At 36.4% G+C, this 21,317-nt stretch carries 17 protein-coding genes; 10 read left to right on the top strand and 7 right to left on the bottom strand.

The window, feature by feature from the left end; all coding sequences use genetic code 11:
• Positions 1-3: 3 nt before the first annotated feature.
• The 10 genes from MM214_RS13995 to MM214_RS13950 all read left to right on the top strand — a co-directional run bounded on the left by MM214_RS13995 (position 4) and on the right by MM214_RS13950 (position 8,923).
• Entirely contained in the window at positions 4-1,359 is a 1,356-nt protein-coding gene (locus tag MM214_RS13995) for a M24 family metallopeptidase (protein ID WP_241296261.1), read from the top strand.
• Between the two features lie 167 nt (positions 1,360-1,526).
• Positions 1,527-2,120, top strand: a complete 594-nt coding sequence (gene hisH / locus MM214_RS13990) for an imidazole glycerol phosphate synthase subunit HisH (RefSeq protein ID WP_241296260.1) — start codon at positions 1,527-1,529, stop codon at positions 2,118-2,120.
• 139 nt (positions 2,121-2,259) lie between these two features.
• Positions 2,260-2,973 (top strand): 1-(5-phosphoribosyl)-5-[(5-phosphoribosylamino)methylideneamino]imidazole-4-carboxamide isomerase, encoded by a 714-nt coding sequence (gene hisA / locus MM214_RS13985; protein ID WP_241296259.1) that lies wholly within the window; start codon positions 2,260-2,262, stop codon positions 2,971-2,973.
• 241 nt (positions 2,974-3,214) lie between these two features.
• Positions 3,215-3,970 (top strand): imidazole glycerol phosphate synthase subunit HisF, encoded by a 756-nt coding sequence (hisF, locus tag MM214_RS13980; protein ID WP_241296258.1) that lies wholly within the window; start codon positions 3,215-3,217, stop codon positions 3,968-3,970.
• A gap of 7 nt (positions 3,971-3,977) precedes the next feature.
• The gene (locus MM214_RS13975) at positions 3,978-4,325 is read left to right on the top strand and encodes a hypothetical protein (protein ID WP_241296257.1); all 348 of its coding nucleotides are present in this window, start codon (positions 3,978-3,980) and stop codon (positions 4,323-4,325) included.
• Positions 4,326-4,423: 98 nt separating this feature from the next.
• The gene (gene hisIE / locus MM214_RS13970; protein WP_241296256.1) at positions 4,424-5,032 is read left to right on the top strand and encodes a bifunctional phosphoribosyl-AMP cyclohydrolase/phosphoribosyl-ATP diphosphatase HisIE; all 609 of its coding nucleotides are present in this window, start codon (positions 4,424-4,426) and stop codon (positions 5,030-5,032) included.
• Between the two features lie 11 nt (positions 5,033-5,043).
• On the top strand, positions 5,044-5,910 hold the full coding sequence (locus MM214_RS13965) for a LytTR family DNA-binding domain-containing protein (RefSeq protein WP_241296255.1): 867 nt from the start codon (positions 5,044-5,046) through the stop codon (positions 5,908-5,910).
• A gap of 87 nt (positions 5,911-5,997) precedes the next feature.
• Entirely contained in the window at positions 5,998-6,663 is a 666-nt protein-coding gene (locus MM214_RS13960; RefSeq protein ID WP_241296254.1) for a hypothetical protein, read from the top strand.
• A 689-nt stretch (positions 6,664-7,352) separates the two neighbouring features.
• The gene (tcmP, locus tag MM214_RS13955) at positions 7,353-8,192 is read left to right on the top strand and encodes a three-Cys-motif partner protein TcmP (RefSeq protein ID WP_241296253.1); all 840 of its coding nucleotides are present in this window, start codon (positions 7,353-7,355) and stop codon (positions 8,190-8,192) included.
• A gap of 2 nt (positions 8,193-8,194) precedes the next feature.
• Positions 8,195-8,923: a DUF5131 family protein gene (locus tag MM214_RS13950; protein WP_241296252.1), complete on the top strand. Its 729-nt coding sequence runs from the start codon at positions 8,195-8,197 to the stop codon at positions 8,921-8,923.
• Between the two features lie 91 nt (positions 8,924-9,014).
• Here the strand turns inward: MM214_RS13950 and MM214_RS13945 are convergent, their stop codons facing one another.
• The 7 genes from MM214_RS13945 to MM214_RS13915 form a co-directional block, all read right to left on the bottom strand.
• Complete coding sequence (locus MM214_RS13945; RefSeq protein ID WP_241296251.1) at positions 9,015-9,824, bottom strand: hypothetical protein; 810 nt, start codon at positions 9,822-9,824, stop codon at positions 9,015-9,017.
• Positions 9,824-11,200: a dGTP triphosphohydrolase gene (dgt, locus tag MM214_RS13940; protein WP_241296250.1), complete on the bottom strand. Its 1,377-nt coding sequence runs from the start codon at positions 11,198-11,200 to the stop codon at positions 9,824-9,826. Before dgt ends, MM214_RS13945 begins: the two co-directional genes overlap by 1 nt.
• A gap of 475 nt (positions 11,201-11,675) precedes the next feature.
• Positions 11,676-12,860 carry an ATP-binding protein gene (locus tag MM214_RS13935; protein WP_241296249.1) on the bottom strand — a complete coding sequence of 395 codons (1,185 nt, stop codon included), beginning with the start codon at positions 12,858-12,860 and terminating at the stop codon, positions 11,676-11,678.
• 346 nt (positions 12,861-13,206) lie between these two features.
• Positions 13,207-15,615: an outer membrane beta-barrel protein gene (locus tag MM214_RS13930; RefSeq protein ID WP_241296248.1), complete on the bottom strand. Its 2,409-nt coding sequence runs from the start codon at positions 15,613-15,615 to the stop codon at positions 13,207-13,209.
• Between the two features lie 244 nt (positions 15,616-15,859).
• Positions 15,860-18,301, bottom strand: a complete 2,442-nt coding sequence (locus MM214_RS13925) for a zinc-dependent metalloprotease (protein ID WP_241296247.1) — start codon at positions 18,299-18,301, stop codon at positions 15,860-15,862.
• A gap of 68 nt (positions 18,302-18,369) precedes the next feature.
• Positions 18,370-20,469: a ComEA family DNA-binding protein gene (locus MM214_RS13920; protein ID WP_241296246.1), complete on the bottom strand. Its 2,100-nt coding sequence runs from the start codon at positions 20,467-20,469 to the stop codon at positions 18,370-18,372.
• Positions 20,466-21,287 (bottom strand): PorV/PorQ family protein, encoded by an 822-nt coding sequence (locus tag MM214_RS13915; protein ID WP_241296245.1) that lies wholly within the window; start codon positions 21,285-21,287, stop codon positions 20,466-20,468. The genes MM214_RS13920 and MM214_RS13915 overlap by 4 nt, the downstream gene beginning before the upstream one ends.
• Positions 21,288-21,317 lie beyond the last annotated feature (30 nt).

Here is a 21,317-nt window from a genome sequence, read left to right as displayed (position 1 = left end):
AATATGATGAGAAAAATTTACTTGCTAGTTACCCTACTGGTGTTGGTTCATTTGGACCTATTGGCACAACACCCCGCAGTTCTCTCCCAACGTGCTCAAGCTGATGTGGTGGAGCAAAGACTTGAAGAAAGAATTGAGTATTTATTGCCAGAACTCATGGATAGGGCAGGTGTAGATATGTGGGTGCTGATTTCTAGGGAATACAATGAGGATCCTGTAATCAGGACATTTTTGCCAGCTACATGGTTTGCCGCTAGGAGGAGGACTATGCTCGTAATCCATAAGGCTGACAATCAAGATAAGGTAGAAGCAATTGCAGTGGCGAGATATGATGTAGGCAAAGCATTTAAGAAAGCTTGGGATCCTGAGGTAGAGCCTGATCAGTGGAAAGCACTTAGCAAAGTGATTGAAGAAAGAAACCCAAAAGCAATAGCCGTCAATTTTTCGGATACTTATGGACATGCAGATGGGATTTCGGTGAGTGATTTTGAATTGTTGAAGTCGAATCTTTCTAAAGAACTCAATCAAAGAATAGTATCAGGGGAAAAACTTGCAGTGGGTTGGCTTGAGACGAGGACACCAAGTGAAATGGCTACCTATCGACATATGCAAACTATTGCGAATGAAATCATTGCAGAAGGACTTTCAGAAGATGTGATTACCCCAGGGGTAACTACTACAGAGGATGTAGTATGGTGGTACAGAGAAAGAATAAAAGAACGAAAACTTGATACTTGGTTTCAACCAACTGTTGATTTACAGCGATCAGAAAAAAGTTCCTCATCAAACTCCAAACAAGGAAAGATGCATGTCAAGGAAAATGTGATTCAACCAGGTGATTTGCTACATATAGATTTCGGGATCACCTACTTAAGGTTGAATACCGATACACAGCAGCTAGCTTATGTACTCAAGCAAGACGAAATGGAAGTGCCAGCCTATTTGCAAGCAGGACTCAAAGTAGGTAATAGGCTGCAAGATATCTTGACTTCTCAATTTGTAGCAGGCAGAACAGGGAATGAGATCCTCAAAGAAACTAGGGCTGTAATGGCTAAAGAAAATATTAAAGGTAGTATATACTCTCATCCATTGGGCTATCATGGTCACGCATCTGGGCCGACTATTGGCATGTGGGACAATCAAGGTGATACCAAAGGTGCTGGCGACTACCCTTTATACCCCAATACTGCCTACGCTATTGAATTAAGCGCAACCGTTCATGTGGAGGAGTGGGGAAAAGACGTTGTTTTCCAATTAGAGGAGGGAGCTTATTTTGATGGAGAAAAGGTGATTTATTTTGACGGAAGACAAAAGGAAATCATGGCAATCCCAAGAGTTAGACCCTATTTGAGAAAATAATCTCTTAAATCTGCTAAACTTGTATAGAAGTTTTTGAAAACATGAATGGCTAGAATCGATAATTTCTAACTTTGCACACTTATAATCAGCGTTAAGATTTTAGAATACCTAAATCTAAACCTTAACGCTAACCCCGAAAGCTATCGGGACTGAAAACTAAAATCCGAATGCAAGTAGCCATAATAAAATACAATGCCGGCAATGTACAATCTGTGCTTTATGCCTTGGAGAGATTGGGTGTGCAAGCAATGTTGACTGATGATGTTGAGGAGATTTCCAAAGCTGATAAAGTGATATTTCCAGGTCAAGGAGAGGCAAGCACAGCAATGAAATACCTCAAAGAAAAGCAATTAGATCAATTGATCCCTACATTAAAACAACCCTTTTTTGGGGTTTGTCTTGGTCAGCAATTACTTTGTGAACATTCTGAGGAAAATGATACAACCTGTTTAGGAGTGTTTCCGGTAAAAGTTAAAAAGTTTACCCCAGAATTTCAGGCAGATTTCAAAGTGCCACATGTTGGATGGAATAATCTCACAGACCTCAAAACTCCATTATTGAAAGGTTTGTCGGATGAATCCTTCGTTTATTATGTTCATAGCTACTATTGTGAGCTCAGTGAATACACCATAGCTACGACAGACTATGTATTGGACTTTGCAGGTTTGATGCATAGAGATAACTTCTACGCCATGCAAGCTCACCCCGAAAAAAGTGGCTTGGTAGGAGAGCAGATATTGAAGAATTTCTTGAGCTTATAGATTGTACTAAGTATTAAGTACAATGAATTAAGAAGCGAGAAGCGAGAGATTAGAGACAAGAAACAAGAAACAAGAGAAGATTAGAGAAATCCCCTCAATCTAATCCCGATAGCTATCGGGACTAAAATCTAAAATCAAAATGTATATCATACCAGCAATAGACATCATCGGAGGTAAGTGCGTAAGGCTTACACAAGGTGATTACAATCAGAAAAAGGAATATCATGATAGTCCACTTGAAATGGCCAAGCGATTCGAGGATGCAGGAATCAGCAAGTTGCATTTGGTAGATTTGGATGGTGCTAAGGCAAAGAAAATTATCAATAAGCAAGTCCTTCAAAGCATTGCTTCAGGGACTTCACTTGAAGTTGATTTCGGAGGTGGAGTACAATCTGATGAAGATATAGCGCTAGCATTTGAACTTGGAGCCAAACAGTTGACTGGAGGAAGTATTGCAGTCAAAAACCCAGCGATGTTCGAATCATGGATCAGTACTTATGGAGGAGAAAAAATTATCCTTGGTGCAGATGCAAAGGATAAGAAAATTGCCATTTCCGGATGGGAAGAGACAACGGAAGTTGATTTGATTGATTTTATCAAATCTTATCATGCCAAAGGGATTAGTTATGTGATTTGCACGGATGTAGCAAAGGATGGCTTACTTCAAGGTCCTTCTGTAGCGCTTTATAAAGAAATCATGCAAGAGATCCCAGGTATTAAATTAATAGCTAGTGGAGGTGTTTCAAAGGTAAAAGACCTAGAAGAACTTCAAAAAACAGGGGTATATGGAGCTATTGTTGGTAAAGCTTTTTATGAAGGTAGGATTAGTTTGGAAGAATTGGCAGCATTTTAAGACACTAGATATGAGACATGAGACACTAGAAACAAGAGTCAAGAATCAAGACAAAGAGGGAATAATTTTAAATCAAGGATGTGTTATTTTCAAAACATGTAAAAATCAGATAATTTCAAGTCTTTGTGTCTACTAATTCACTATATCGGGTTGACTCTTAAAACTTTAGAATCTTAAATCCTTCCACCAGTTTTAAAATCTTTCATCCCGAAAAGTATCGGGACAAATCCCTTAATACAAAATGTTAACAAAAAGAATTATTCCTTGCTTAGATATCAAGGATGGACGTACGGTCAAAGGTGTCAACTTTGTCCAGCTTAGAGATGCTGGAGACCCTGTTGAGTTAGCCAAGATATATTCTGATGAAGGTGCAGATGAACTGGTGTTTTTAGATATAACAGCCACCGTTGATAAGCGTAAAACATTAGCAGAATTAGTAACCAAGGTTGCCAAGGCAATCAATATACCATTCACAGTAGGTGGTGGAATTAGTACAGTAGAGGATGTGAAGTTGCTTCTCAATGCTGGTGCAGATAAGATTTCAATCAATTCCGCAGCTGTTCACAATCCGGGAGTAATCAATGAAATGGCTTTGGAGTTTGGAAGTCAATGTATTGTGGTGGCTATAGATACCAGGAATGTAGACGGAGTTGATTTCGTACATACACATGGTGGAAGAAAGCCTACAATTCTCAATACTCAAGAGTGGGCAAAAGAAGTCTGTGAACGAGGTGCTGGAGAGATTCTTTTGACCTCCATGGATCATGATGGTACCAAGGGTGGATTTGCAAATGAAATTACCGCCGAGATTTCTTCCATGCTTTCTATTCCAGTCATTGCTTCAGGAGGTGCTGGAAATATGGAGCATTTCAAGGATGTCTTTACCTTTGGAAAAGCAGATGCAGCATTGGCTGCAAGTATATTCCACTTCAAAGAAATTCCAATTCCCGAATTGAAGCAGTATCTTAGCAGGGAAGATATCTCAATTAGGAAATGAGAGGCTGGTGAGAGGCGAGAAGCGAGAGTTTAGACTTAAGAGCCAAGAACCAAGATCCAAGAGCCAAGAGCCAAGATCCAAGAGCCAAGAGCCAAGAGCCAAGAACCAAGAACCAAGAGCCAAGAACCAAGAACCAAGAACCAAGAGCCAAGAGCCAAGAGCCAAGAACCAAGAACCAAGATCCAAGATCCAAGAACCAAGATCCAAGAACCAAGAGAGGCGAGACAGAGAGGCGAGAGCAACGATGCAAGACAGAGGGGCGGAGGCAGAGAGAGGCGAGAAGCTGGAAATGAGACACGATGCAGTCAACCCCGAATGGGTCTGCCTGACGAAGGCAGGGTTTAACCATGTGTAACTTGTCCGCCGTGGAGGAGCCCCGTGTGTAACACGGTGGTAAATAAATTCAAAAACCATTAAACCCACGACTCTAAAGGGGTCGAATTCTAGATAAAAATGAACAAACTGAATATAGATTTTGAAAAGGTGGGTGGCTTAGTGCCTGCCGTGATACAAGATGTTGCTACTGGTAAGGTATTGATGCTTGGCTACATGAATCAAGAGGCTATCGATATTACTTTGGAAACTAAAAAGGTGACTTTTTTTTCAAGGACAAAGAATAGACTTTGGACAAAAGGGGAGACGTCTGGTAATTTCTTACATGTGGTTTCTTTGACAGTGGATTGTGATCAAGACACCATTTTGATCAAATCCAGACCAGAAGGGCCAGTATGTCACACAGGTGATGATACTTGTTTTGCAGAAGAGAACAAAAGCAAAACCTTTTTCATAGACACTTTGAGATCTATCATCAAGGATAGAAAGGTTAATCCAAATGATCAATCTTACACAGCTTCATTGTTTGCCAAAGGGATTAATAAAGTTGCCCAAAAGGTAGGTGAAGAAGCTGTGGAAATCGTAATTGAGGCCAAGGACGACAACAAAGATTTGTTTATGGGAGAGGCAGCAGATTTGCTTTATCATTACTTGGTTTTGTTAGAGGCAAAAGGTTATGAACTTGATGAGGTAATGGATGTATTGATCGAAAGACATCAAAAGAAATAAATTATAAGGCGATGTTACATTTTTTGAAACAGCCTTATCCATGCGAAAATGCCAGTTGGAAAAGCATAATCCGTTTAGCTTTTCTGATTGGTTTTTTTGTGGCTACTTTTTTATTGGTTTTCCAGCCTTTTGGTCTTCATCGTATTCCAGATGAATATAAGTTGATGATGATCTCTGGTTATGGACTTGTGACCTTTCTATGCATGATATTTTTTCAAGGTGGAGTTAAAGGGCTTTTTTCAGGTTACTTTGATGAATCTACTTGGACGACAGGGAAAGAGATCATCCAAAATTTAAGCATTTTAGGGTTGATCTCAATTGGTAATTTTCTTTATACCGTTTGGATTGGAGGAGTTAGTTGGTCTTTTTATTCTTTGATGCTTTCTATAGTTTTTACTTTTGCAGTAGGGGTCTTTCCTGTGTTTTTTTTGGTGATCTATAGGTACAATAAGTTGCTGAGAAAATATACTACAACCGCAACTCATATGGAAAGCCATATTTCTAACACCACTTCTGAACCATACCAACAAAATATTATTACCATAACTTTACAATCTCAATATGCACAGGAAGATTTGGTGGTTGAATTGTCTCAGCTGTATTATTTGCAATCCGCAGACAACTATGTAGAGGTTGTTTTTCTTGGTGATAAAGGCGTTAAAAAGCAATTGATCAGAAACACCTTGACAGAGATTGCAGGACAATGGGAGCATGTAGGGATCATTCAGTGTCACAGGTCCTATCTAGTAAATATCCATCAAGTCAAACGCATCACTGGAAATGCTCAAGGATACAAGCTGTTTTTGGGTGAAGGAAATTTGGTAGTACCTGTATCTCGTAAATTCGCTGGAAAAGTCAAAGAGTATTTGAGTCAATAGCTTTGTTATTTGTCCCTAATCTTGCCATAAATCCCTATTTGAAGCAATGAAGGTAGATTTGATTTACATTTGAAATAAAAAAGTCAAATGGAAAATCTACTAAAAATCACACTTTACTTTCACATTGCATTTGGGTTTACAGCCTTGCTCTCGGGGATTTTGGCTATCCTTTTTACGAAAGGAAGTAAGAAACATAATCTTTCTGGTATGCTATACTATTGGTGCATGATAGGGATTGGAATCACAGCATTCCTGATTGCTATTCCAAAAGGAAATATGTTTTTGCTTATGATCGGTGGCTTTAGTACATACATGACCCTGACGGGTAGAAGGTATCTCCAGTTAAGAAAGCATCTTAAGCCAAAATTTTCTATTGTGGATAGGCTTTTTCAAGGTATAGCACTTGTGACTGTTTTTATTCCGATTGTCTATTTTTCACTACAATCTTGGTCAAATTTAGGAGGATTTACAGTTGTTTTTGCAGTATTTGGAAGCTTTCTGTTATCGATGGTTTGGGTAGATATGCGTGCATCCTCTAAGCTAGAGACCTTGCCAAAGAAGTGGTTCCTTAGTATGCATATCAGTAGGATGATGGGTGCATTTATAGCAACCTTTACCGCTTTCCTTGTTATCAACTTACATACAGATCCCGTATTTATAGCGTGGCTATTACCTACTGTAGTTTTTACTCCTTTGATTATTTATTTTCAGAGGAAGTTTGTGACAAAAAGTAAAACTGTTTCAGTATCTTGAATATAAAATAATTAATTGGACTGAAGCTCTCAGAGGTGAGAATTGGAATTTTAAGAATCAAAAATCCTGAGATTTTCCCCTAAAATAAAATCCGAATAACTGAAACGGAATTTTATTAATGCCATTTTTAATAATAAAAGCGTTTGGAATTCCTTCGATTTGGTATTTGCCCGTTTTACGGGCACCTACTTCGAAAACGTAATTGCTATCCAATATCAAATCTCAAAACTTAAGGGATGTGATTTGAAAGGGCTTTCATGCTTATGCTGCAGCATAAGTGTAGTTTTCCCAGTCCCTCTATGACCTATTATCACAATCAGTCTTTGTGTCCAATCAATCTTGTCACTTAAATATCTTTTGAATTTTGGAGGTGTGGCTATCAGTTTCCTCTTAAAAATTTCAATTAACCTTTCTATTTTGATTTCCCGATAAAACAAAAGCACAAAATGTTTTTTGTATAAAACAAAATGCAAGATTTTTCTTGAGAAAAAACAGTTAAAAAAATAAGATAGGTTAGAACGATAAAGTTAATTGATGAATAACTAAGCCTATTTAATTTTTCATTTCAGAATATGGACAAGATTGAAGCAAAAAATTAACATAAATGATTGATTTACTTCTAAAACGGTTGTTTATTACCTTTATTTGTAATAAGTTGAGATTAGTTAATTTCCTTGTCAATATTAAATATGAAAAAGTTTAATCCTATCCAAACTATTGAAGATGATGGTTTGGAAATTATGGAAGTTGGAAATTGGGCTCAACTTAAATATAAATTAGTAGGAAAATATTGCGATATTTTCACTTCAGGTATGAAAAATAAGTGGGATTTGGTTTACTTAGATCTTTTCTCTGGTCCTGGATTTGTGAAGATAAAAGAAACAAAATCTTGCATTAAAAATTCAGCTTTGATTGCAATGTCCTTGCCTAATTCCTTTAATCATTATGTGTTAAATGATTTTTCAAAAAGTGCTGTTTCTTCACTTGAAGAAAGAGTAGAAAGACTTTATTCTGACAAATCATTTAAAATTTACAATCAAGATGCAAATTTGGTTGTTGATAGGATTTTTGATGATCTACCAACATACTTAAAAATTGGAAAGCCTTTGTTTTTTGCATTTATCGATCCTTTTTCATTAAATCTTCATTTTGATACAATTAAGAAACTTTCTGCTCAACAAGTTGATATTTTAGTACTGCATGCTCTTCAAATGGATGGGATTAGAAATATGGGCCATTACATTAAAGAAAATAACCCAAGGTTAAATCTGTTTTTTGGCAATTCGGATTGGAGATATAGATTAACCGAAGAGAAGGTAGCAAAAGGGCAATTTGTGAAGTTTTTATCCGACGAATTCGATAACAGTATCAGGAAATTAGGTTATAAAACAGCTATTATAAAGGAAAGGATTACTAATAATCAAGGGAGTGGTATATATTACCTTTCTTTTTACTCTAAGCATGAAAGAGGATTGGAGTTTTTTGAAAAAGTAAGAAAAGGAAATAACAATCAATACGAAATATTTTAATTATGGCACAAACTTCAATAGAATGGACAGAACTAACATGGAATCCTGTCACAGGTTGCACTAAAATTTCAGCTGGTTGTAAATTTTGCTATGCGGAAGTCATGACGAAGAGGCTGAAAGCCATGGGAGTAGAAAAATACAAGGATGGATTTAAAAACGTAAGGATTCATGAAGATGCCTTGGGCATCCCATATACTTGGAAAAAATCAAAGGTGGTGTTTGTGAACTCAATGTCTGACTTATTTCACAAAGATGTACCTTTGGAATTTATTCAGAAAGTGTTTCAAGTTATGAAAGATAATGGACAACATGTTTTCCAAGTTCTCACCAAGCGGGCTGATCGTCTTGCTGAAATCAATCACCTTTTACCTTGGTCACACAATATCTGGATGGGTGTTTCTGTCGAAGACGAAAGAGTTCTCGACAGAATAGACTTTCTCCGTCAAACGGGTGCTAGAGTAAAATTCCTATCCTGCGAACCCTTGATCGGTGCACTATCAAATATGAACCTAAACGGAATCGACTGGGTCATAGTCGGAGGGGAAAGTGGACACAAAGCAAGACCTATGAATCCAGATTGGGTATTGGATATTCAGGAGCAATGCCAAACAGCTAAAGTTGCTTTCTTCTTCAAACAATGGGGAGGTAAGAACAAGAAAAAAGCTGGACGAGAACTTAATGGGCAAACATATGATGAGATGCCTGATGTGGAGTTGGAGAAGTATATTTAATAAAGAAAATTGATTATTATGGAGAAGTCTCAGAAATCTTGATTTGGTTCGTTTAAATGGTTTTAAATTTTATTCAATAATAAAAATTATCCTAATCTTTTTCATTAAATAAGGGTCCGTGACTTTTAATAATTGAATTCAGAAATTCTTCAAAATCATTCCGATTAATAGATGCTTGGTATTTTTTTTCGTAGTCAAGACTTTTTATTAAAACCAAATCAAGACCCTTAGAATCTTTTAATGCCCCAATAATTTTGAGTTCCTCTATAAAATATGCTTTGACATTATCCGATAGAGAAAAATTATATTTTTTTTGTAAAAAATAGGCTCTAATTATATTCCCTTCCCTAGTTGGATTTCTATATACATAACTTTTATTTTTCCTTAGTATATCTAGTTTCTTACTTTTTAAAAGGTCATTATAGTGCTTAACTGAAAATCTATTGGTGTTCAGATTCATGACTAATGAATCATAATTGAAAAATGATCCCTCTGCAATTTTTTCAATAACTATTTTATCATCTAAATCTGAGTTAAAATCAAATTTGATCCTTTCCTCACCAAATGCCCAATTGTCATGAATTGACCAAATATCTACATCAAAACTTTTTAAAGAAAGTTTTATTCCCCCTAGACGATTTACTTTTATATTAGTATCAATATTTTTCAAACAATTCAATAGCTCTTCTTTTTTCATCGAACTAATCAAATCAATATCTCTAAACGTATAATTCTCATTTGCTATATTTCTTAAAAAACCACCAACTACAAATAACTGATCATTTGAGATTAATTGAGGATAAAGAGCATGAAAACTAGGCTCTTTAGCTCTTAAAGTTGAAATTGTAGTTTTAACTTTAAATTTAAAATTTTCGATATTTTGGATTGGTAATAACTCCATTAAAGTCTTATTCCTTTGATTTTTTGATAAAGCTTCATCGCATAAGTATCAGTCATTCCACTTATAAAATCATTTATTAGCTGATATCTTAAAAATATGTCATCAGTATTTGTCGAGTATTTTTCAAATATAAATCTATAATTAGATGAAATCGTCATATACAATTTTTTGGGAAGCGATTTTGGCTCACCTTTTTTGCTAAAATCTATCGAATCAGCAACATTGTAAAATTCATTTAATAATCCTTGTATGATTTTATAACTCGCAATTTCCCTTTCTACTACTACAGGGTGATCAAAAACTATATATGACATTTTTTTAAATGCCTTTCTAATTTTAGATGCGGTCGAATCTTCAATTAACTCCTTTCCATATGTCCCTGTTAATATCTCTCCTTGAACTTCTTTAAATCTTTGTATTACTGCGGGTATCATTATTGACTGCGAATCAATTCTTATTCTTTGGATTGAAAGATTTAACCTATCTTTTTCTGAATGCCCACTATCTTTATATTCTGTATTGTAGTATTCTTTAAATTTATCTGCCAATTCGGTGTCTGCCTCTTTTAATATCTCATAAATATTATTAAAGTTTAATGCTCCAAATTTAACGCCATCTTCAATGTCAGCAGCTGAGTATGCAATATCATCAGCGCTTTCCATTAGGAAAACAGCAGGATGCCTCTCATAATTTAATTTAAGGGTTTGGTTTATCTCGTTAAATTTATCCTCTTCTGTAAAAAAATATCCATACTTCTTCCTACTTATACTGCTTCGTTTCTCCTCAGGCTGGTTTCCCACCAAAGAATTACTAGGGTATTTTACTATCGTCGCAAGAGTAGGGTATGATAAATTGTAGCTGAATTCATCTTTTAAATAACTTAGCCTTGTCAAAATTCTAAAAGTCTGAACATTCCCATCAAAATTTACAAGGTCATTATATTCAATAGATTTATTATCTTTTAATTTTTCTTTGTAAAAAGACTTTATGGCCTCTTCACCAAAATGACCAAATGGAGGGTTTCCAAGGTCGTGTACTAAGGATGCAGCTGCTAGTAATGCAGGTAAATGCCCTCTAAAACATTCATCTAAATAGCTTTCATCTATTAAATATGACTCTATACTTGAACCAATACTTCTTGCTATTGTACTTACCTCAAGCAAATGTGTTAGCCTTGTTCTTAAAAAGTCACTTTTATCAAGAAGAAAAACCTGAGTTTTATCTTGTAATCTTCTAAATGAACTACTGAAAAGGAGCCTAGAATAGTCATCCTCAAAAGGATTTCTTCTATCGCTAATCTGTTTACTTGTTTCAGGTCTAAACCTTTTAGGGTTTAGTAATTCTTCCCATCTGTTTTTTATTTCTGTTCTTTTCATAATAATTAATATCTTATTTATTTTAATTCTCCCCCCCCCTCAAACAACTCTGCATCCAATCCTCTTGGGTAGTTTGATGGGTTTCTATCTCTTGTTCTAGTTTATCGTATAAAGCCATCAAGCCTATATACTTTTTTTAATGACCTTATTCTTTTTCCTCATTGTAATAGGTAAAAAATAACAGTTAAATATAAAGATATTAGTTTGAAGTTTAAAAGGAAATAAAATTCGTAATAACTCTTCCCAAATAGCTCCTTTTTGTTCACAAATTTGGTAAAAGGTTTCTTTGCCAGTAATATCAATTCCTAGAATCATTAGGTTCTTAAATGCCAATTCCGAAAGATCGGAACAGGTTATCAATCAATGTCTAAATATCTATCAATATCAAAGCTAAATTTATTCGATATTTTCTATCGCTACTTTTAAGATTTCAAATTCACATTTTCAAAAAAACTTCATTTCCCTTTTCCCTCCATCAATACAAAAAGCCAAAAATCCATAAGGGAATTTTGTTGCCAGACCCGATTTTGATGTCGTCTGCTGCGATGTAGGCATTGGGTACGCCTTGGATTTGAGCGGCTGTTTTGCCTGCGCCACCGATCTCAAATACATAGGTATCATCTACCATAAAATCTCCATACTTTGGTAAAGTGACTTCATGGGATTGCCGAACCTGATTGAGAAAGAAAGTCTCTCTTAGATTCTCCTGATTGGAGGCATAAGTAGATAAGGCAAAAGCCAAATTGGTATTTTGAAGATAGATTTTCTCTGGCTTTTGCAAGAAAGAAACACCTCGGGTTGACATTCTGAGTAGGTTGAGAATCTGAGCTTGTTCAAGGAGATCGAGTGTTTTTAATATGGTGTTTCTTGAGACTTCCAATTTTTCGGCAAGCTTGCTGATATTTGGGATAAATGGGACTGATTCACTGATGATGAAGATAAGCCTTTTCATTTTTCGGATGGTCTTGTGAGTCAAATCTTCCCATGGACTGAGGTCCATTTCTAGTACTACTTGAGTTGTTTCTAGCAGCCTTGATTTATATAAGTTTTTACTTTCAAGGTAGAATGGGTAGTAGCCAAATTCTAAATACTCTTTGAAAAGCTTTGTGATATCAGCTTGATCTGTGATCGATTCGCTCAAGGCTTGGTGATTAGCTAAAATTTCATTTAGGCTAATGGGTGGATGGTCTATTTGATTTTCTAGCATCAAGTATTCTCTAAAAGATAGACCAGCCAAGTGATAGACAGCAGCCCTTCTTGATAAATCTCCTTTACCTTTTTGAATTTCTAATATGGATGAACCTGAGACTATAAAATGTACATCAGGGAAATTATCATATAGGTTTTTGAGGTCTACAGACCAATGAATGTAGCGGTGTACTTCATCCAAATAAAATGACCTGTAACCTAAATCATAGAGCGCTTCAATTACTAAGACTAGCCTGTTACTTTCAAAATGAAAGTCATCCAAGATAAGATAAATTGCCTTAGCTTGGCGCTTTTGCATCTGTTGGAGGAGTAGTGTAGTCTTGCCCACACCTCTATGTCCTAGGATCAAAATCAACCTCTGATCCCAATCTACCTGATCAATTAAGTAGCGTTTGAAGCCTTGTTTAAAGCCTTTAATTGTTTTTTCAGAAGTCTTAATTAACCTTTCCATTTTGTTTTCTATGAAAAACAAATATAAAAAATGTTTTCTATAAAAAACAAAATGAAGATATGTTTTCTGTGGAAAACAAAAACCCACCTTGGAAACAAGGTGGGTTTAGTCAAATCAGTTAACCAATACTAAAATCTAAAATTTAGGCACTGTAGTCAGCCCAGCCACCTGAATAGTTCTGAATATTGTCAAATCCATTGGCAAATATGACGGAGTATGCGATCGCTGCTTTGGCACCAATTAAGAAATCTGCATTTATGTTTTTTTAGAAGAGATGTCTAATCTTCATATCATGTGCCTTTGCTATCTGAATGTATGAGCATATTTCTTTTTGTACTTAGTGCCATCAAAACCTGTAGCTGTACCCTAATCTAAATACTTGTGTTTCAAAGTAATCATTTGAGTTTAAAGTAAAATCATTTCCTTCTAACCTATACCTGATTACAAGTGTGTTGAAAATATCAGCTGCATTGAAGAATAGTTCTCCTTTGCCTTCTTGGATTTTTTTGGTTACACCTCCATCCATATGGTATCGCGCAAGAATTCTTCCTTGGGGCACAATATCTGGTGCTAGATAGATAGCAGTGAGTTGAATGTTTAAGCTTTTTGGCAGCTTAAGTAGGCCATTGATTTTAATATTTCCTGTAAAATTACTTTCTGTAGACCTACTGAAATTGATGTTGGAAGGATAAGCATTGCTTAGTGTGAATGCATCTATTTTGTTTTGATAGACATTTGCATTGGTATTTAATGTGAATTTATCTCCCAATTTTTGAGATAAGACTAATTCCAATCCAGTATTCCAGCCTCTACCAGCATTTTGATCTATGGTGACCAATCTGGATGAATTTGGTATTTCAGTTGTGATCCGTGTCAAGAGGTTAGTAGATGCTCGGTGATAGATAGCCGTATAAAAGTAGCCAAGATCATTTGATACTTTGTATCCGGCCTCTATACTTTGAGTGAATTGAGGCACCAATGTTGGATTTCCAATACTGAGGATTTCAGGGTCTGCATAAGTAGGGAATGCTCTTAGATTTTTTTCTTCAGGTCGATCTACTCTGCGATTGTAGAATATGGTGATATTGCTCAAATCGTTGATGATATAAGAAGCCCTAAGACTTGGAAAAGGTTCAAAATAATCAAAGCCTGCACTCTCAAACACCGCATGGTTTGGATCAACCAAATAGTCAACTTTGACATATTCTAACCTCAATCCTGCTTCTAGTTCCCATTTGTTTTTTTCGTAGATGTAATTGCCGTAAACTGCTGAAAGCCATTCTTGATACGTTGCACTACCAGCAAGACCAGGGTCCAAGATGGAGTTTTCTCCGGGGGAGAAAGTAATCAAATTGGGAAAAACCCTTGCCCTTTGTTTGGTGCCAAATTCCATTCTTCCTGAGCGAAGGGGTTTTATGTAATCTAAAGTCAAGTCAAATATATTTTCATCTGCAATCAATGCGGTAGTATCTGTTCCAGTGAAATTGATTTCCTGATTTGTGAAATAGAATATTTCATCTTTTCTTCTGAAGGAGTAATTGAAAGAAGAGGTCAGCTTGTGACCAGGTTGTCTAAATTTATAGGTATGTGAGATTGTGGTAAAAATGGTCTGATTTATTTCATTTTCGAAATATTGCCAAAGTCTCTGCTGCTGTTCAGTGATTGCATTTTGATAGCGGATATCACCTAAGTCAGTATATGCCCGATAATTAAATAATCCAGAAAATGTAAATGAATTATTCTCATTTGGATTCCAATCAAGGCCTGTCCTTAAGTTGTAAATAGGTTGTGTTCTGTTTTCAATATATTGCTGACTGATGGCTGTCCCATCTTCAAAAACCCTATCCGTAAATTCATTTTTCATCATTTGCTTGTGCCATAGCACGTCACCTTGGAAGAAGAAGTTGATTTTTTCTTTTTTATAATTCAAAGAAAGGGATGGGTTCAATTTTGGGGTAAATCTATATTGATCTCTAAGCCCAGGAAAGCTTTCTCTCTTCTCCAATACATTACCGACACCAGCGATCATTCCTGCTTTGCCATTCCAGCCAGCTTCTTTTTCTTTTTTGAAAATGATATTGATGATTCCCGCATTTCCAGTTGCATCATATTTAGAAGATGGGTTGTTGATGATTTCTATTTTTTCTATAGAGGATGCTGGGAAATTTTCTAGTCCAGATTGGGCACCTATACCTGTGATTGCGGTTTGCTTGCCATCAAGAAGTATCGCCACTTTATCACTACCTCTCAAGAATACCGTTCCACTCTGATCTATGGTGATTCCAGGTAAATTTTGTAAGGCTTGAAGTACAGAGCCACCTAGCTGACTGATATTTTCATCTAGGGTAAAAGTCTTTTTATCTAATGCAGTTGCTATTTCCTCTCTATTTGCTGCTACGATCACTTCACCTAGCTCTTCAGAATTTTCTATTAATAGAATCGATCCTAGATCTAAAAAATTATTCAATCTACCCACCTCAATTGATTCTGATTCAGGCTTGTATCCCATATAAGAAAATGAAATTAAATATCTGCCAGGTTTTATCGGGGCAAGTTTGAATAGACCTTTTTCATCAGTAACCGTACCTGAAACAAATGTGCTGTCGGGTAGGGCATTCACCAATACGTTCACATAGGGGAGTGTAGTTTTGTTTTTAGCCTCTTTGACTGTTCCAGATATCGTTACCTGCTGCGCACTTAGATATGTTGTTGCGAGCATAAAAGTCAATGCGAAAGTAGTAAAATAGTGTTTCATTTATTTTCTTAAGGTATTTCAACAAACATAGATGAAGATTCTGAAGAAAATTAGATCAAGAAAATTTATTTGAGCCTTTTGAAATTTTGCTTTTCTTGGATAATTGCTATTTTACAATAACATTAAATTATTTTCTACTTAAGATCAACATCAAGAAGTATCTAATGTCAATAAGTAATTTGTTAATATAGAATGAGTTATCATTTGTAAATTGCCAGTTGATTTAATCGAGAAAATTAGGAATTCAAAACTCAAAATCACAACTCATGTCATCTGTACCAATCGGAGCTCCATCAGGTACGGTCATTTGAACTGGTGTACTGAGCTCTTCTGGTAATCTTAAAAATGCTGATATTTTGTCAGCAAGATAGTTAAGATGACTCTCTACTACCGAGTTTCTATTTTTGATCTTTTTATCAAGGATTAATTCTTTTGAAGTTATTTCTTTTAGCATGGCTCGTGATTCTGCTTTCACAATAGAACTTGCTCTAGTGTCTTTGGATAAATTGATCAAGTGATCTATCAATTTGTTTTGAGTCATAATTTGAATTTGATTTTGGTATTCGTTTGCTGAAAAAGATGAGAATACCTTAGACTTGATCGGATTTAAAATTTCTGACAAAGAGGGGAGTTTGTTATCAAATGCTTGCTGCTGAGCAATTCTATTGGCTCGTGCGGGATCAAACAAAAAGCTAAATGTCATATCCACAATATTTTCAGCTGGAGCAATTGGATCAAAGTTCGGTCCTGTCCTAGAGGGGAAAGTTTCTCGATTTCTTCCATAACCCATGGGTCTAGGTGGAATAAGTTCAACGATATGATTTGGCAAAGCTAAGTTTTCAGGATGGATGGTATTGAGCAAAGTTTCTAGAGCTTCTTTTTGTGATCTTGCATCGAGTCTGTTTTGTTTTCTTTGGTTATCACCTTTCACCTTGTAGGTATAGTCAACGCCTCCGATAAGCTTAGCAGTGGCTTCGATTTGATAGCGATGCATCATATACAATGGAACCAATACCTCTTCCATAAGTGCTTCTGGTGTATTGTTCGGGATTGAATTTAGTCCAAATGTGTTTAGCTTTTGCTTCCTGATTTTCATCATTCTTTTTAATTCTTCGGTGGCTGAGTCACCATTATCCCAAAGATGTGCTTGTGGGTGGCTACCGCTAGAATTTCTGGAATCTGAATCTGAAATAAAAGTATGTCCTGCTGAATAAGTATCTTCTAAAAGTTTGTTTAAATATAAATTTTCATCAATTCCCTTCGGAATGATATCATAGCCATACCGTATGGCCCATTTGTCCCAGTCTCCTATTTTATCATCGTATGCTTTGGATAAGTCAAGGTTTCCATCTTTGTCCATGGTGATATATGGATAAGGATAGTCCATGACAGAGCCACGCGAAGTAGGAGAGGATGCATAGGCATGTGCTAGACCGAGAGTATGACCTATTTCATGTGCAGAAAGCTGTCTCAATCTCGCCAAGGCCATTTCTAGCATAGCTGTGCTTTTGGGCTTGCCATCCTCGAAAGGCTGAAGCAATCCTTGCGCAATCAAGTAATCTTGCCTTACCCTAAGTGAGCCTAAACTTACATGACCTTTTAGAATTTCGCCTGTTCTTGGATCTCTTATTGTGGCTCCATAGGACCAACCTCTTGTAGACCTGTGTACCCATTGTATCACATTGTACCTGACGTCCATGGGGTCTGCACCTTCTGGCATAAGCTCTACCCTGAAAGCATTTTTGAACCCAGCAGCTTCAAAAGCTTGATTCCACCAATTGCCCTCTTCAAGTAGGGCTGACCTTATTGGCTCTGGAGTACCTCTGTCAAGGTAATAGATGATTGGTTTTACTGGTTCTGACATTGCTGCACTAGGATCTTTTTTCTCCAACCTGTGCCTTGCTATGTATTTCTTCTCCATGGGCTCACCTATAGGACTGGTGAAATCGAGGTAACTGATATGGAAATAACCAGCACGAGTATCAAATTCCCTCGGCTCATACTTATCATCTGGTAGCTGAATAAACGAGTGCCGTTGTCTTACGCTCACAGCTTCGGGACTTGGTGTTACTGAGCGAATGTAGCTTCCAGAAGGGGTTCCTGTGACTGTAATGGTTGCTTCCACTTCCGTGTTTTGAGGGAAATTTTTTGTCATAGACTCATAGATTGCACTACGAGAGTTATCTACTTTATAAGCTCCTTGACGTGAAGAGCCTAATTTTTCAGCTACCTGATGAGCATCTTGTAAGTAAAAATTTGTTGCATCTACTAGGTATTTACCATCTTCTGCTTTGTTGATCTCAAATCCCCAAAGGATAGATTCAGCAAAAGCATCCTTTACAGATTTTATTTCATAGGGATTGTCACTGTATGCTCTGAAGTCATAGTTTTTGTGCACTAAAAAAATCCTATTCCCGGCTTTTCTAAACTCTACAACCCTGATTTTTCCAAGCTGACCGCGATCTAGACCAATATCATTTGACCCGACACCTGCTGCTAGAGAGTTGACATAAAGGAATTCGCTTTCCAATTTGGAAATCTCAAGATAGATTTTCCCTTTTTCCTCATCTAGATAAAAATCCACAAAACCTTCTTTTTTTTGAAGTTTGCTGAAATCTATGTTTTGGGAAATCACATTGCCCATCGAGACGAGCATGAATAAAGCTATGGTATAAAATTTTCTCATGTAATGATGGATTTTTGAGAGTATTAAATTACAAAATGCTTGTTATTCGGCTTTACCGATGGTGGAATTTATCTGTTAAATTGATATCTAAGTTGAAAAATGGTCTCTGTTTGAACCGAACCTTGAATCGTTTGCAGTCCAGATCCAATTTGTTCTCTATCTGTATATGTTGTTCTAGCAAATCTAGCCCAAAAAGTGAGCTTTTGATTGAGTTTGTATTGACCTAAGAGGTAGTATCTGTAACCTTGTCCGTGAAGTGCCGGTATGGAAAAAGCCCAAAGTACATTTCTCTCATAGATGTATTGTCGATTATCAAAGTTGTCGGTATCAAAAAGAACAAACCGTGAGGAAATTCTCCACTTTTGGTAATCAACATTAAGATCTTGGCTAATGGCATATCCTTTTGTTATGTTATTAGAAAAATCAAATCTGCTACCATTGATTCGTGACTTGAAGCTAAATTTATCGTTGATTTTATAGTCGAGATTGACGGTATAGTTCCACTTTTTGCCCTGCGAAAGTTGGTAAGTAGTTTGTGGTCCAAGCATTTCACTGATGTTTCTAGCTTTAGATTCTTCTCGGAATTGAGCAAATAGTAAAACAGCCTTGCTAGGCTTATAGGTAAATCTACTCATCCATTCGTGTCCTTCTGATGGTGCATAGGTTCTGAACTTTAGCCAAGGAAACTTAAATTGATCATAATATATAGACCAATTGTATTTGATCGAAGGCCTGAAGTTTATACCAATGTATATGCCTTCTTCATTGATAGGGCGAGTGTTTTCGGAAAATGCATTCCCATAAAATGTGTGAAAATTACGATCAAATTTCCTCCTTAATATGGACAGGTCTATGTTTTTGCTCAAACTGCTCATCATTCCTATAACATAACCCATCCCTCTGCTCTTTGACAAGGCCTGTTCTCCAAAGAAAAAGTAATTTCTGAAATTGTAAGAATAATATGCGCTTCCAATAAAATTCGTTTGACCCGAAAATTCGAATTGATTATATACTTGTGGATTCCTTACGAATGATTGGCTAAATCTGGTGTATAGTGTGTTTAAACCTATTTGCAAGCGCTTGTTTGGGTGATCATACTGGAAATTTGTACCAAAATTACTTTCTCGAACTTGATCTTTGTAAGCGATTTCTGTAGGTGTACGGTGAAGGCCAGATAGCTGTAATGAACTGATAATTAATTCTTGACGATCTAATGTGTCAATAATAGCTTCAACTCTTCCATCTCTTGGTGCATGTGAAGCAATGATAGTAGTGGTAAGCTGTCCAGCTTGAAATGAAGTTCCAATACCTCTAAAAAAACCAAACTCCATAGCTCCTGTATAGGGTTTGAGACCAGTGCTGCTACGTCTGACGGTAGTGATGGTTTCTGCACCTTTTCCTACAGAAAACCCCGCACCGTAAACCAAACCCTGTCCAAATTGTGCTTGAAAGTCACCAATTGTCAACACTTTCCATCTTCCTTGATTGTAAAGAGTAAAGTGATAGGACAAAAAATTAAAGCCATATCTTTTCGTTTGGGGATCCCATATAAATTGCTCCCCAGCGTCTTTGTCTACTGTGAACCCAAGACTAAAGTCTTTACTGTGCTGAATCCTAAATCGGCCATATATATTATGAGGGTCTCCTAGATATCGACTTGAAATTCTACCAGTGCTTGAAGTATCTGCTGGTGTAAATCCCCTTCTCATCTCCCAGACACGCTGATGCCTCAATATAAAATATCCATCTCTTTCCGAAGCTATTCTTTTCCATAAAGAAACACCCGAAGACCGTTGATAATCGGATAGGGTGACGAAAGGTAGTATTCTATAGATAGTCTCCAAATCAAAACCAGGAATTGCTTGTAATTCGTATAATGAAATTAAGTTTCCAAAATTATCTCTATACTTAAAAAATGAATTGATTTGGTAAGGATTGAGGATGAAGATGGATTTAAGTTCTTCTGGATTTGTTTTATTGAGATGGATTGGATTGAGGAAAAGTTGCAAAAGTCCTTCATATATTTCTTCATATTCATCCTCACCTTGCTGTACTCCAAATAGGTCTTCGATGAATGTTTCTATGTTGATTTCTCCCTTTCTGTAAGTTTGAGCGGAGCTATATGCTGTACACAAGATTAGCAGCAAGATTGATAAACAGCTTTTCATGGATCTGAAAAATTATAGCCAACTGAAAAATGATGAGTTGGACCCAGATATTTTTGTTGACCAAGAGCATAATCGATTACAAAGCGTTTAGGTTTGAATCCCAAACCAAAGAACAGGTTGCCAGGAATAATATGAAATCCTGATCTCATCCAAACTTTATCCAATAAATTATATTCTAGCCCAAGTTTAAGATCAGCGGGTAGCAAAATATCCTTTTCTGCTTCGATGTTTAGCATTAGTTTATCCGAAGGGCGGTATGAAAGACTTGACTTCACCACAGTAGGAAGATGGTCTGCAGAAGCTTTACTGAATTTGGAATAAGTAATATTGTAAATATGACCGGCAAACCAAAGCATTGGTGTAAGTTCAGCTAACCCTCCAAATTCGAAAACAGGTGAAATTGCTCTCCCAAACCCTTCAATGTTGGTCTGAAGAAGGTTTACTTTCAATCCTAAACTTGCTATCCCCAATCTATTGGCTATTCCTATTCCAATATGCTGCTGATTGAAATAATCATCTCCGTATGAAGAGGTACTGATGCCAAAATTGAATTTTTGAGTATAAAAAACTGCTGATGCGGACAAAGTTGTGAGCTCATCCATTTGAAACCTATGATCGTATCCTACAGCGATACTTGATGATTGTAAATAGGCAATGGAGGCAATATTGTTCAATGGAGACCAAGTGTCAGATAGGGTAGAGCTTGCGTTAGCCATCCCCATACTTCTAGCACCTTTGGCTTTGATATCAAGTCCCCCCTGTGCCTGAGACAAAATAGGTAGACATATATTGATCAAGAAAACTACAAATACCTTCATGAAAAAAATGCTAATTGAATAATATTAAAT

It is taken from the genome of Belliella kenyensis (genome assembly GCF_022549675.1).
Lineage (GTDB): Bacteria > Bacteroidota > Bacteroidia > Cytophagales > Cyclobacteriaceae > Belliella > Belliella kenyensis.
Note: the sequence above shows the minus strand (reverse complement) of the source record. Positions and strands in the feature narration are given on the sequence as shown.

Excerpts from the sequence above, each read along its gene's own strand:
- hisH (WP_241296260.1), top strand. The coding sequence starts at position 1,527 with ATGCAAGTAGCCATAATAAAATACAATGCCGGCAATGTACAATCTGTG.
- MM214_RS13930 (WP_241296248.1), bottom strand. The coding sequence starts at position 15,615 with ATGAAACACTATTTTACTACTTTCGCATTGACTTTTATGCTCGCAACA.
- MM214_RS13920 (WP_241296246.1), bottom strand. The coding sequence starts at position 20,469 with ATGAAAAGCTGTTTATCAATCTTGCTGCTAATCTTGTGTACAGCATAT.
- MM214_RS13945 (WP_241296251.1), bottom strand. The coding sequence starts at position 9,824 with ATGGAGTTATTACCAATCCAAAATATCGAAAATTTTAAATTTAAAGTT.
- hisIE (WP_241296256.1), top strand. The coding sequence starts at position 4,424 with ATGAACAAACTGAATATAGATTTTGAAAAGGTGGGTGGCTTAGTGCCT.
- MM214_RS13960 (WP_241296254.1), top strand. The coding sequence starts at position 5,998 with ATGGAAAATCTACTAAAAATCACACTTTACTTTCACATTGCATTTGGG.
- MM214_RS13950 (WP_241296252.1), top strand. The coding sequence starts at position 8,195 with ATGGCACAAACTTCAATAGAATGGACAGAACTAACATGGAATCCTGTC.
- MM214_RS13925 (WP_241296247.1), bottom strand. The coding sequence starts at position 18,301 with ATGAGAAAATTTTATACCATAGCTTTATTCATGCTCGTCTCGATGGGC.
- MM214_RS13995 (WP_241296261.1), top strand. The coding sequence starts at position 4 with ATGATGAGAAAAATTTACTTGCTAGTTACCCTACTGGTGTTGGTTCAT.
- hisA (WP_241296259.1), top strand. The coding sequence starts at position 2,260 with ATGTATATCATACCAGCAATAGACATCATCGGAGGTAAGTGCGTAAGG.
- MM214_RS13965 (WP_241296255.1), top strand. The coding sequence starts at position 5,044 with ATGTTACATTTTTTGAAACAGCCTTATCCATGCGAAAATGCCAGTTGG.
- tcmP (WP_241296253.1), top strand. The coding sequence starts at position 7,353 with ATGAAAAAGTTTAATCCTATCCAAACTATTGAAGATGATGGTTTGGAA.
- MM214_RS13915 (WP_241296245.1), bottom strand. The coding sequence starts at position 21,287 with ATGAAGGTATTTGTAGTTTTCTTGATCAATATATGTCTACCTATTTTG.
- hisF (WP_241296258.1), top strand. The coding sequence starts at position 3,215 with ATGTTAACAAAAAGAATTATTCCTTGCTTAGATATCAAGGATGGACGT.
- MM214_RS13935 (WP_241296249.1), bottom strand. The coding sequence starts at position 12,860 with ATGGAAAGGTTAATTAAGACTTCTGAAAAAACAATTAAAGGCTTTAAA.
- dgt (WP_241296250.1), bottom strand. The coding sequence starts at position 11,200 with ATGAAAAGAACAGAAATAAAAAACAGATGGGAAGAATTACTAAACCCT.